This window comes from Pseudobutyrivibrio sp. (assembly GCF_015057185.1).
Taxonomy (GTDB): domain Bacteria; phylum Bacillota; class Clostridia; order Lachnospirales; family Lachnospiraceae; genus Pseudobutyrivibrio.
On record NZ_SVEV01000018.1, the window covers coordinates 1 to 11,788 of the forward strand.

General features: G+C 37.3%; 10 protein-coding genes, 1 tRNA gene, 1 pseudogene and 1 riboswitch. Of the genes and pseudogenes, 6 read left to right on the plus strand and 6 right to left on the minus strand.

Annotation, left to right across the window (positions count from 1 at the left end; translation table 11 throughout):
• Positions 1-76 precede the first annotated feature (76 nt).
• Both E7276_RS08530 and E7276_RS08535 read right to left on the minus strand, forming a co-directional pair.
• Entirely contained in the window at positions 77-1,684 is a 1,608-nt protein-coding gene (locus E7276_RS08530; protein ID WP_294216309.1) for a diguanylate cyclase, read from the minus strand.
• A gap of 202 nt (positions 1,685-1,886) precedes the next feature.
• Positions 1,887-1,959 (minus strand) — tRNA-Lys (locus E7276_RS08535).
• A 190-nt stretch (positions 1,960-2,149) separates the two neighbouring features.
• Between E7276_RS08535 and E7276_RS08540 the strand changes: the two genes are divergently transcribed.
• The gene (locus tag E7276_RS08540; RefSeq protein ID WP_294216312.1) at positions 2,150-2,968 is read left to right on the plus strand and encodes a nitroreductase family protein; all 819 of its coding nucleotides are present in this window, start codon (positions 2,150-2,152) and stop codon (positions 2,966-2,968) included.
• Positions 2,969-3,017: 49 nt separating this feature from the next.
• Here the strand turns inward: E7276_RS08540 and E7276_RS08545 are convergent, their stop codons facing one another.
• Positions 3,018-3,917 (minus strand): LysR family transcriptional regulator, encoded by a 900-nt coding sequence (locus E7276_RS08545; protein ID WP_294216316.1) that lies wholly within the window; start codon positions 3,915-3,917, stop codon positions 3,018-3,020.
• Positions 3,918-4,065: 148 nt separating this feature from the next.
• Here E7276_RS08545 and E7276_RS08550 point away from each other — a divergent pair, with 148 nt between their 5' ends.
• Positions 4,066-5,178, plus strand: coding sequence for a 5-methyltetrahydropteroyltriglutamate--homocysteine S-methyltransferase (locus E7276_RS08550; RefSeq protein ID WP_294216318.1), 1,113 nt, complete (start codon positions 4,066-4,068; stop codon positions 5,176-5,178).
• Positions 5,179-5,224: 46 nt separating this feature from the next.
• Here E7276_RS08550 and E7276_RS08555 read toward each other — a convergent pair whose 3' ends face one another.
• Together E7276_RS08555 and E7276_RS08560 are read right to left on the minus strand one after the other, a co-directional pair.
• Positions 5,225-6,007: a histidine phosphatase family protein gene (locus E7276_RS08555; RefSeq protein WP_294216321.1), complete on the minus strand. Its 783-nt coding sequence runs from the start codon at positions 6,005-6,007 to the stop codon at positions 5,225-5,227.
• A gap of 54 nt (positions 6,008-6,061) precedes the next feature.
• On the minus strand, positions 6,062-6,805 hold the full coding sequence (locus tag E7276_RS08560) for a helix-turn-helix transcriptional regulator (protein WP_294216323.1): 744 nt from the start codon (positions 6,803-6,805) through the stop codon (positions 6,062-6,064).
• 160 nt (positions 6,806-6,965) lie between these two features.
• Between E7276_RS08560 and E7276_RS08565 the strand changes: the two genes are divergently transcribed.
• The 4 genes and pseudogenes from E7276_RS08565 to E7276_RS15120 form a co-directional block, all read left to right on the plus strand.
• Entirely contained in the window at positions 6,966-8,489 is a 1,524-nt protein-coding gene (locus E7276_RS08565) for a sialate O-acetylesterase (protein WP_294216325.1), read from the plus strand.
• A gap of 123 nt (positions 8,490-8,612) precedes the next feature.
• Complete coding sequence (locus tag E7276_RS08570) at positions 8,613-9,737, plus strand: GGDEF domain-containing protein (RefSeq protein ID WP_294216327.1); 1,125 nt, start codon at positions 8,613-8,615, stop codon at positions 9,735-9,737.
• Between the two features lie 3 nt (positions 9,738-9,740).
• On the plus strand, positions 9,741-10,280 hold the full coding sequence (locus tag E7276_RS08575; RefSeq protein ID WP_294216329.1) for an NAD(P)H-dependent oxidoreductase: 540 nt from the start codon (positions 9,741-9,743) through the stop codon (positions 10,278-10,280).
• 55 nt (positions 10,281-10,335) lie between these two features.
• A pseudogene (locus E7276_RS15120) lies at positions 10,336-10,446 on the plus strand (pyridoxamine 5'-phosphate oxidase family protein); the annotation flags it as partial.
• Positions 10,447-10,484: 38 nt separating this feature from the next.
• Here E7276_RS15120 and E7276_RS08585 read toward each other — a convergent pair.
• Positions 10,485-11,384: a DMT family transporter gene (locus E7276_RS08585; protein WP_294216331.1), complete on the minus strand. Its 900-nt coding sequence runs from the start codon at positions 11,382-11,384 to the stop codon at positions 10,485-10,487.
• A gap of 278 nt (positions 11,385-11,662) precedes the next feature.
• Positions 11,663-11,781: riboswitch (FMN riboswitch) on the plus strand.
• Positions 11,782-11,788: the final 7 nt, after the last annotated feature.

Below are 11,788 nucleotides of genomic sequence, written 5' to 3' on the forward strand. Positions count from 1 at the left end.
GTCTTTAGACTCCAGTGCCGGTAACAAGCCCTTATAGGGCTAGAACAAACCACCGGCTAAGCCGGTGGTTTTGATTTTAAGAAACTATCTTGATTATTTTATTATCAAGGTCTTTACGTTTATGAATAAGAGCAGCGCCAGCTTTGCCATTGTTTTTGACATGATAAAGGGCATAATCAGCAGAGTTAAGATAATCCCAAGCTCTGTTAAGAGGTTCAGGAACACGGTTTACGATTCCTTGGGAAACGCTAAGGTTTTCAAGATTGAGCTCCTGACCAATTTTTGCAATACACTTTTGTATTTTTAATGCTACATCAAGGATTTCTTCGTCGGTCATATCATAGTAATAAACTACGAATTCATCTCCGCCATAACGAGCTATGAAAATTTTGTCGTCGATTAATTCTTTGAATTCACGTCCCATTGCAGACAGCAGTTCATCACCTTTCGAATGACCGTAGCAATCGTTAACTTGTTTGAAAAAGTCAACGTCCATCATTTCTACGCCAAGTCGTTTTTTATCCTTGTCTGCCATAACGAACAATTCGTCGATTACCTTATTGAGCTTTGCTCTGTTTGATAAACCTGTGAGTGCATCAGTCTCAGCTGCCTCCGTCAGGAATATGTTGGCAGTCTTTTGCTTTTCCAAATCAAGTCGGAGGTGAAGAGTAGTCAAAAATGATTTTTTAGAATCATCATTCTTCATAGAAGAGTACTCGTAGTATTGGTAAGCAGCTTCCATCATCTTTTGAGCATTTCCAATTTTTTTGTACATGGATATTTTGAACTCGGCCATAATCATATGTAGATTGATTAATTCTCCGTCGATTTTCTTTTCATCCATTCTAGAGAAGGCTTTCTCTAATTCGTCGTACTCTTCATCGTTGAGCATCATTTCCACAAAATCTACAGCTTCTTCGTAGTAGGTGACGAGGTCATCACAGCTATAGAAAGCTTCTTTACAGAGCTCTTTGTATTTTAGTGTCTCTGTAGTATTTCCGATTTTGTTGTAGTAAACCCATAAGCTGATACGGACATCAAATCGATCTGCATAATGTGGGCATTTAGTAATTAGTCTTTTGAGATTAGCTACTGAATTATCTGCCTTATCCTGTTCCTCTAGCATAAGAAAGAGCTTGGTGGTAAGTGTGTACACACATTGTAATAGTTCATCTTTAAACTCATCATCTTTGATACAATCGCAACATTCTAATACTCTGTTGTGATATTGTACAGCCTCTCTGAGAGCGCCCATTTCGTGACACAATGATGCTAAATTTTCACAAGCTATAGCCTCTGGCAGATATAATCGATGCTCTCTTGCAACAGAAATTGCATTCATGAAATTCTCAAGGCTATATAAAAACTGACCCTGAGTACGGTAGATGATACCAAGCTCGTTATAAGAGCGGGCAATAAGCAAATGCTCATCAGTCTTAGCTAAATTCTGAATGCCTGATGATAGATAATATAAAGCCTGATAGTAATCGTCGCACATACAATATGCATCACCAAGAATACAGTTAGCAAAGCTCTTTAAATCAGAGTTGCTTGAGTTAGCAGTTAAATCATATAATTTTTTTGCTAACTCCACGTGTGTTGCGTTATCTCGTTTTCTAATTGATTCGATTTTTTCTAGTATTTCAAGTACCTTCGGACTTTTGAAGCAACCAATATTATTCATAATTCCCTCTTAATTATTCTCACCCATTTGTTATGTGATTCACATAAAATACACATTTTGATAATTATATAATAAATGTATGCGTTATTCTATATGAAAATTATGGAATATGAGGATTTTTTTAACATATTTCACAGAATGTAGTCGAACTTTAGTAGAGAAAAGCAAAAAAAAGCATCGACTCACATCGATGCTAAGAAAATGCGCGACCAGGGGTTCGAACCCTGGACACCCTGATTAAGAGTCAGGTGCTCTGCCAGCTGAGCTAGTCGCGCATATGTGCTACTGAGAAACAGCAACGGAATATATTATATATGGTTTTCAAAATTTTGCAAGCCCTATTAAGAAAAATGTATAAAAATTGGAAACTGTGGACATGCGTAGCAAAGCTTGATTAAATTGCACACAATTGATATAATGCATCATAATGAAACTAGTAACAGTATTTTTTAGAGAGGTAAAAAAATGGGAGACTTTTTAGATTTAGCAAAGGCTAGAAGAAGTGTACGCACTTTTGATGGTAATCAGGTTGATGAGCAAATTCTTGATCAGCTTAAGGCACATGCTGACAAGATTGAGAATCCATATGGTAAGAAAATTAGATTTGTCTTTTTAGATGCAAAATCAAATAATCTTTCAAGCCCTGTTTTGTCAGGTGAAAAGCTATATGTAACTGCAGTGATGGAACCAGGCGAGAATGCTGAAGAAGCATATGGTTATGCCTTTGAGGATCTGTTAATGAAGGCTCATGAATTAGGACTTGGTACTGTTTGGATCGGTGGAACAATGCCTAGAGATAAGTTTGAGGCAGCCTCTAAGCTTGCGGAAAATGAAGTTATGCCATGTGTTAGTCCAATTGGTGTTGCTGCCAAGAGCATGTCGCTTAAAGAAGGTCTTATGAGAAAGGGTGTTAAAGCTGACAAGAGATTCGATTTTGACAAGCTATTCTTCGAAGGTAGTTTCGAGAATGGAATGTCCGAAGATAGAGCAGAAGAGCTTGGACTTAAGAGGGCGTTAGAGGCAGTGAGAATAGCTCCATCAGCTGTAAATAAGCAACCATGGAGAGTTGTAGTGATTGACGATGTTGCTCATTTCTTTATCAAGCATGACAGGGGCTATGATAATGGTACATATGATTTACAGAAGATTGACCTTGGAATTGGTATGTATCATTTTGAGTCTCAGCTTAAGTGCGAGGGTAAGAATGTAACATTAGAATTAAATAATCCAGGAATTGAGCTGGAAAAAGGCGTAGATTACGTTGCATCATTTAGAATTGCTTAATAAGGATAATATGTTAAGGCAGGGCATTTGAAGTGCTCTGCCTTATTTGTCATTTACAAAAATTCTTAAGAATATCTATGTAGTGCTGGGTAAGGGTGGATTGAGGTATACCCGAAGGTAAAATATAACCAATTTCCATATAGTCGTTCACATCAAGAGGTTTGGAAATTATGTGTGGACCATTAAGCTCTTCACTGATAACACCGCTACAAATCGTGTAGCCATTTAGTCCAACTAGCAAATTGAAAAGAGTGGCACGGTCTCTTACGATGATTTCCTTATCTGAATCGATAGTGCTGAGTATTTCCTCTGAAAAATAAAAGGAATTGTGGCTACCTTGCTCATAGGCTAGTCTTGGGTATGTTACAAGATCATCTAAAGTGATAGTTTTTTTCTTTGCCAAAGGACTGTTTTTTCCAATGAAAACATGTGGCTTAGCCTTGAAAAGGGGATTAAATACTAGTCCATGATCTCTGAGGGTCTTACGAATAACAGTCTCATTAAATGTATTGAGATATAATACGCCAATTTCGCTACGGCGATGGGCAACATCGTCGATAATATCATAGGTTTGTGTTTCTCTCATATGGAATTCGTATTTATCACCGCCATAAGTTTTTAGCAACTCTACAAAAGCTTCAACAACGAAGGAATAATGCTGAGCTGATACGCAAAAGCGTTGTTTTCCATGGTCTGCACCAGCGTATCTCTCCTCGATAAGGTTGGCTTGTTCAAGAAGCTGCCTTGCATATCCTAAAAATTCATCCCCCTCTGGAGTAATCTCTATTCCCTTATTCGAACGATAGAAAATAGTAATGTTGTATTCCTTTTCTAAATCCTTAATTGCAGAGGTCAAACTTGGTTGGGCTATAAATAATTGCTTGGCAGCCTCTGTTATGTTGCCTGTTTTTGCTACTGTTACCGCATATTTTAGTTGTTTCAGTGTCATTTCTAAACCTCACTATAAATATTAGTTATTATTATAGCTATTGCCATAGAAAATATCTATGATGCAATGCTAGTTTTTTGTATTTTGCCTATCTACTTAGTAGGCATATAATTCTTCTCATAATTAGTAACAGAGAAGGAGAGAAAATATGAGCGTAGTTAATATTCCAGGGAAATATGATTTTGTAGGAAGTTTTTTAAGACCAGAGGCATTAAAGAATGCAAAGGCTTCATATGTGGCAGGCAAGCTTTCAGAAGAAGAATACAACAAGGTTATTGAGGAAGAAATCACAAAGGTTGTAGCAAAACAGAAGGAGCTAGGGTTTCACATCATCACAGATGGTGAGTTTAGAAGAAGCTTTTGGCATCTGGATTTTATGTGGGGACTTGAGGGAGTAGCTCATGAAAATAATGGAAGAGGTGTAAATTTTGATGCGGAATTAGCTCTTTTGGATGATACTTTCTTAGTGGGTAAGATTAAAGCTAAGGCGCATCCATTTGTAGAATATTTTAAGTTTTTAAAGCAGTTTGAGGACGAAAATACTATTGCTAAATATACTATTCCAGCACCTGCACAGACATATCAGCAGATGATTGTGCCTGGAAATTATGAGGTAACACGAAAGTTCTATCCAACAAATGAAGAATTAATTCACGATATTGGGATTGCTTATCAGGACATTATTAAGCAGTTTTATGAGGCAGGATGTAGAAATTTGCAGTTAGATGATTGTACTTGGGGTGCAATAGTTGGTGATGCGGCAAAGCAGAGATATAAGTCTCTTGGTGTAGATTTAGAAGAGGTAAAACAGCAGCTTTTAGATGTGAATAATCTTGCATTGGAAAATAAACCAGAAGATATGGTTATAACATCTCATATCTGCAGGGGAAATTATCACTCTACATTCTTCAATAGTGGAGCGTATGATTCTGTTGCGGACTATGTTTTTGCCCAGGAAAATGTAAATGCGTTATTCTTAGAGTATGATGATGCTAGATCAGGTGGGTTCGCGCCACTTGCTAAGGTGTCAGAGGATAAAACCGTTGTGCTGGGATTGATAACTACAAAGACTCCAAAGCTAGAGGATAAGGAAGTAATAAAGAAACGTATTTATGAAGCGGCAAAATATATTCCACTTGAAAGATTATGTTTAAGCCCTCAGTGTGGTTTTGCATCTTGTGAAATTGGAAATAAGCTCACAGAAGAAGAGCAGTGGGCAAAGCTTGCATTAGTAAAGGAAATTGCTGAGGAAGTATTTTAATAGAAATATAATAGGGAGACCATTTTTACATGGTCTCCCTATACTGTTAATGACGTTGGTCTGTATTTTCGAAGGTTTCGCAAAATCTTGCAGAAAATGACGGTGATTCATTCCCAATAGACAAGTGGCTAATGTCGCCGACTCGAAGTGTTCTAAAAATGGCGATTCCCTTCTGACGCTCCTCTGTTACGGCTTCTGTAATAGAGGTTGGAGCTAGTGCTGTGAATTGGAGAGGAACAAATGGGGATACATTCCATAGTCTCGAAAGAAGCACGCTTGTAATGCCGTAATGGCAGAAGAATGCAACTGTTTTTTCATTTCCGTGTTCAACTGAATAGGTTAAGCCATTTCTTTTGTAGCCATGCTGTGAAAGTAGTTCATCAAAATTGGCAATTACATTGTCATATATTGGTAGGACGTTGCTACCCTCAAATAGAGGAGAATCCTTCCAAGCATTTGTATCAAATAATTCTGGATGATTACCGTAATAGGATGGCAACATGTCCCACATGATACGTGGATTATATTTACCAGTGGTTTCATCAATTACTAATTCTGTTTTGTAGGCTTCTCTGGCGGCTTCTGATATATTGGCATCGATTTTGCCAGGGAACTCTCTAAGCCAGTCTAAAGTGGTGCCAGTGATGCCAAGGGCATCTAGACAGTAGGATGCAGTGTCTTGTGCTCTGCCAAGTGGCGAAATGTATGCTTCATCAATGTGATATCTCTTGATATAGTCTGCCAATAAACTAGCTTCTTTATGACCCTTTTCAGTAAGTGTGTCATTTACGTAGTCAGGATCGCCATGTCTTATAAATAAAAGTCTCATATCTGTCTCCTTATCGTCAACCAATTATAACATAAGGAAAACTGTAGAGTTGTATTATTCTGTGATTGAATTTAGGTATTCAATAGGTGATATTTTTTCAATTTTTTTGAAAAGGCGAGAAAAGTAATATGGATCCTTGAAACCACATTTTTCTGCTATTTCTTTTATGGTTAGTTCATCACCATGGCGACGCATAAGGGCTTTTGCGTAATCTATCTTAAGATTATGCAGAAAGGTTATAGGTGTAACGCCTATGGTTTCCTTGAACAGCTTCCTAAAATGATTGATGCTGTAACCACTCTCCGAAATGAGACGGGTGTAATCATACTCAGGATTGGTATAGTTGCTTGTCATGTCATCAATAAAAGCGGATATGACTGGATTGACATCACTTACTATTAATCCCATGGAGGTGATAGTTTCAAAAATAAGGTGATTTAAGGCACTTTTTACTGCTGTTTTGCGAGGTAGCTGCATACCCTCGATATCCATACCTAAATAGAATAGTCTTCGAATTAAATCTGATTGACTAGCAGGAAAGATTCCAGGTGTTGTTTGGGTAATAAGCATATCTCTAAGTTGCATAAGACCCAGCACGATGCCATTATCGCTTTCAACTAAAAGATCAGCCAGTTCCCCAGCGGGAAGTGACAGGATATTATGAGGTAAAAGAGCCAGTTCTGTTGTTCCGATTTTAATTGTTCCTTTTCCGCTTATTACTAGTACATATTGAAAGTATTCTCTGTGAAAAATGTTTTGTCCATTAGCATAGTTAATAATATTGAAATCAATTACCATTTTATCCCCCTTAGAGTTGATCGTTCATGGATAATAATATGATTATACAAGTGAAATGTCCATCTAAATGAAGTGGTTTAAACATTTTAATTATATATCAATATTTATATAATTTCCGCAGAAATTCATTTGAAATGAAAAAGGATGAGGAGAAGGAGAGATGGACAAAATGATTTTAAATGTTGCTTCAATATTTCAAAACGACATGATTTTGCAACGAAATAAACCTGTAGCAGTATGGGGAGAGGCTGGAGCTAAGTCAAAGGTAAAAGTCACAATACAAGGTCAGTCTGTAGAATGTATAAGCGATGAGAAGGGAAAATGGCTAGTAAATCTCTCAGATTTGAAGGCTTCTGTTAAAGAGGAATTAATTGTAGAGTCTGGGGATGAAAGAATTGTTTTAACCGATATTGCAGTGGGAGAGGTGTGGCTTGCAGGTGGACAGTCAAACATGGAATTTTACATGTATTATGACAAGGATTATGAATCAGTATTGCCACTTTGTAATGATCAACTAATACGATTTTATGATGTCCCAAAAGTTGCATCTGATGAGCACAAGGCACGTTTTTCATACGATTTATTTGGAAAATGGAGAAAGGCTGATGAGGAGAATTTGAAATATTTTTCCGCTGTGGCTTATTATTTTGCCAAGTCTTTAAAGGACGATTTAAATGTACCAATAGGAATAATTGGTTGTAACTGGGGAGGCTCCCGTGCAGCATGTTGGATGGACAAGCAAACGGTTGAAAAATATGGTTCCGTATGGCTTCAGGATTATGAAAAGGGATTACTAGAAATCAAGGACATGGATAGTGAGAGAGAAGCATATTTTTCCTCAGACTTGTCTGATCCAATGAAGGTTTTTGATGATGAGATTAGAAATAAATTGCTGAGAGGTGTTCCTGAAGAGGAATTATTAAGAATTGTTGCACAATGGCAGGAAAATGGAAATGGACCTGTAATTGGACCATGGCATGAATGGAGACCAACATGTCTCTATGAGTATATGATAAAAACCATTGTCCCATTCTCAATCAAAGGCGTAATTTACTATCAGGGAGAAAGCGATGAGAACCATCCAGATATTTATGAAAATATGTTGGAAGGACTCGTAGGTTGTTGGAGAAAGGCATTTAATCAGGATATACCTTTCATCATGACTATGCTAGCTCCATTTGAGGGAGGCGGAGAGAATTACGTTGTGCTACGTTCACAGCAGAAATTAGCTACTCAAAGAATCAGTAATTTATGGTGTGCTTCGATAGGTGATGTTGGAAATTCATATGATATTCATCCAAAGGAAAAGAGACCAGTTGGAAAACGCTTGGCACTATTGGCAAGAGGTCATGTTTATAATGAGGATGTTTTGTGTGATGCACCTGTTGGTAAGGCGCTATCATTTGATGAGAACAGACTCATCATCGAATGCGAAAATGTTGATGGTGGGCTCTTCACAAAAGGGGATAGCCTTAATGGATTGCGCGTGTTTGATGAGTTAAATAATGAAATTGACAAGAGTACGTACAAGACACTTATCGAAAATAATAAGGTAGAGATAACCTTTGATAAGAGTATAAAAGGAAAAAAGTGTAGAGTGGAGTATGCACAAGCTCCATATTATGAGGTAAATATTTATAACATGGCTGAAATACCAATGCTTCCATTCGTACTTGAAATATAATAAGACCTTTCCAACATACTACGACTATATGTTTTTTCTCGTAAATCCATTACAAAAGCTGGAATCAATGGAGTTATCAAGATATAATTATAGTTGTAGTGTTGTTGGGGGAGGGCCATATTTATGGTTATCAAACAAGCTAGTGAGTATGTTCAGGATGAATACGAGCCAATGGTTGGCTTATCAGCCTTGGACGTTTTCTTGGCGCGAGTTTATAGATTTGTAGTGCTTGCGCCTACTACTGTTGCGGCAACATCTGCTGTAGCATATACCATAACAAAGCTACTAGGGTACTATAAGGCTGTATCCTGGGTAAGTCTTGGTATTTTTGATCTGACTAATATCTTATATTTCATATTGGCATTGCATTTCTATCACACCGGTCTTAGAGGTGATAGCCTTGTTAAGCAAAAGAAACTCAAAAGCCATAAAATCGCAGTTGGAATAAGCATTCTTATTCAGTTTAACTTCACAATATATCTAATACCATATGGAGAATGGTGGGCATTTGCGCCATTTTTTATATTCTTTACCGTTTTCTTTTTTGATATGTTTCTTACAATGTGGGTGACTTTAGGTGTATTGGCATCCGTATTCCTTTCATGGTTTATTTCCCCAGAGATTATGCGTGTTCCACCAGGACCAGACCAAGTGCCATTTTTCTTAATTCGAATTAGTTATTTGATTTTTTCCGCTGGATTGCTACTTAGTTTGACTCATTTAGGAAGTAAATACCTAATTGAAGAGTTGGAGAAATATGCGAACTATGATACTTTGACGCATCTCCTTAATAGAAAAAGTATGGATGGTTACTTGCGTGAAGCTAGTAGGCAGGCTCAGAAAGGATATCCATTCTGCATAATTATGGCGGATATTGATGATTTTAAACATGTTAATGATACATATGGACATGATTTTGGTGATGAAGTTCTAAAATACGTAGCCCACACTATTTTGACAGGTGTAAAGAAAACAGATTACGTTTTTCGATGGGGTGGTGAAGAGATTTGTATTCTGCTAAAGGCAAATATTGAACAGGCAGAGGCAGCAGCAGAACGAATAAGAAAAGATATAGCCAGAGATTCTGTTAATTATAAAAACGAAGCTCAGGTTTCTGTTACGGTTACCATGGGTGTTTGTGAGTATGTTAATGGTATGACCATAAAGGATATGATGGAAGATGCTGATGCCAAATTGTATTGGGGCAAACGTAATGGTAAAAATCAGGTTGTAGTGAGGAAAGAGTAGAATATGTCTGTATTATTCGTAAATGCTTGTGTAAGGAAAGAATCAAGAACAAAAAGATTGGCAGATAAGATATTGGCTGAGATTAATGAGCGTTATGATGAGGTGAAACTAGATGAAATAGTTTTTCCTATAGCCAATGAGGAGTTTTTAAGAAAGCGTGATGAGCTAATAGCTGCAGGGGATTTTGATAATCCATTGTTTGAGCTTGCTAATCAGTTCGCTGGGGCTGAAACAATTGTAATTGCTACACCATATTGGGATTTATCCTTCCCAGCCGCACTAAAGCAATATTTTGAGCAAATTAATGTGGTAGGGATTACGTTTAAGTACAGTCAGGAAGGCATACCACAAGGACTTTGCAAGGCTAACAAAATCTATTATGTAACAACATCTGGTGGAGATTATGCACCAGATGACTTTGGATATGGTTATGTGAAGGCTCTCGCCCAGGGTTACTATGGTATACAGGATATCTCTTTGACAAAGGCTACCGGTCTCGATATTATTGGGGCTGATGTAGATAGCATTTTAAATAGAGTGTAGCATGGGATTGTGGGATTAAAGCTACTTGGAAAGGAATTAAAATATGTTTAGAAAAATGAGACGCTTTAAACAGCAATTATCTGAGGAAGAGTGTATTGAGGTATTAAAGAATGAGCCAAGAGGCGTGTTATCACTTATAGGAGAAGATGGCTACCCTTATGGTATGCCTATTAATCAGTGGTATTGTGAGGAAGATGGAAAGATTTATTTCCACGGAGCAAAAGATTTAAATGTAATCATCCAAAGCATTAAAAATATGAGTCCGAAACCTGCAGCGTCGTATATTGTAAATTTGCTTTTAAGTACAAATGTAGATAGGAGCGCTGCAGTTATAGGCTCCGCAAAGCTATAGAGAATTGCCTTTTGAGGCCCGATTATAGATACACCGCTTATATAAAGAGTAAATGCGCAAATATTTCCAACGACTACCACAAATGCAATTCCCAATATTCCATAAATATTTGGAACATAGTGTATCTGCCATATTTTAAATGCAAGTCCTAAAAGAATTCCACCAAATAAAAATGACCATCCCTGCGCAACTATAACAGGTATTTCTGTGGTTATCTTTTCAGCAAGAACATTGTAAATCATTACACAAAATGCGCTGCCGACACCTGCAAATAGAGCAGATACAGGCATTGATAGATGAGCAATATTTCCATGAGTTGTCAAAAGAAAAACACCTGATATTGCAAAGGCAATGGATATTATTTCTGATATCTTTGGTGCTCTTTTCATACTAATACATGTAACAAGAAGTATGAAAATAGGGGCAAGGTCCTGCATGATTGTTCCTATTGCAGCATTGGAAAGCTCAATAGTGAGAAAATACAGAAACTGACAGGTACTTACACCTGCGATTCCATAAACTAGCATCCAAAAAGCCATTTCTTTTGACTTCCATGGTTTTAGCACAGTATTTTTATGCCTAATAAGGGAATATGCTAGAATCAATATTCCTGAAAGCCCAAGTCTTATTGGCACAAGCCATCTACTGTCCATCTGTTGCACATCGAATAGGTACTGACCCATGGTTCCAGAAAGTCCCCAGCAGGCAGCTCCAAGTATAGTAAAAAGAATTCCTTTAATATTTGTATTCATAGCTTAAATTCATAGATTCTTGCTGACAATTTCATTGTTCTGTCAGCAAGAAGTCATAAGTTCTTTCTAAAATGAGATTACGATTTAATTATATAAAATCGCAATGAATATAATAATTACTAGTAATGGAAATGTAAAGAGGGGCTTATTCTCTAGGGCAGGTTAAGTAATTTTGTGATAACTGCGGACTTAGTATTGAAAAACTTGAAGCTGCAAAGAAATTTAGATATTTTGTTGACAGGGATAGTGTGTTTTGTTAGTCTAGCTGTAACAATCGAATAATTCTTCGGGGCAGGGTGAAATTCCCGACCGGCGGTGATAGTCCGCGACTCGCGAAAGCGACTGATTTGGTGAAATTCCAAAACCGACAGTACAGTCTGGATGGTAGTAGAAGTGAAATGGTA

What these genes read in the sequence shown, in the direction of transcription:
- E7276_RS08530 (WP_294216309.1), bottom strand. Translation starts at nt 1,684, where the DNA reads ATGAATAATATTGGTTGCTTCAAAAGTCCGAAGGTACTTGAAATACTA.
- E7276_RS08540 (WP_294216312.1), top strand. Translation starts at nt 2,150, where the DNA reads ATGGGAGACTTTTTAGATTTAGCAAAGGCTAGAAGAAGTGTACGCACT.
- E7276_RS08545 (WP_294216316.1), bottom strand. Translation starts at nt 3,917, where the DNA reads ATGACACTGAAACAACTAAAATATGCGGTAACAGTAGCAAAAACAGGC.
- E7276_RS08550 (WP_294216318.1), top strand. Translation starts at nt 4,066, where the DNA reads ATGAGCGTAGTTAATATTCCAGGGAAATATGATTTTGTAGGAAGTTTT.
- E7276_RS08555 (WP_294216321.1), bottom strand. Translation starts at nt 6,007, where the DNA reads ATGAGACTTTTATTTATAAGACATGGCGATCCTGACTACGTAAATGAC.
- E7276_RS08560 (WP_294216323.1), bottom strand. Translation starts at nt 6,805, where the DNA reads ATGGTAATTGATTTCAATATTATTAACTATGCTAATGGACAAAACATT.
- E7276_RS08565 (WP_294216325.1), top strand. Translation starts at nt 6,966, where the DNA reads ATGGACAAAATGATTTTAAATGTTGCTTCAATATTTCAAAACGACATG.
- E7276_RS08570 (WP_294216327.1), top strand. Translation starts at nt 8,613, where the DNA reads ATGGTTATCAAACAAGCTAGTGAGTATGTTCAGGATGAATACGAGCCA.
- E7276_RS08575 (WP_294216329.1), top strand. Translation starts at nt 9,741, where the DNA reads ATGTCTGTATTATTCGTAAATGCTTGTGTAAGGAAAGAATCAAGAACA.
- E7276_RS08585 (WP_294216331.1), bottom strand. Translation starts at nt 11,384, where the DNA reads ATGAATACAAATATTAAAGGAATTCTTTTTACTATACTTGGAGCTGCC.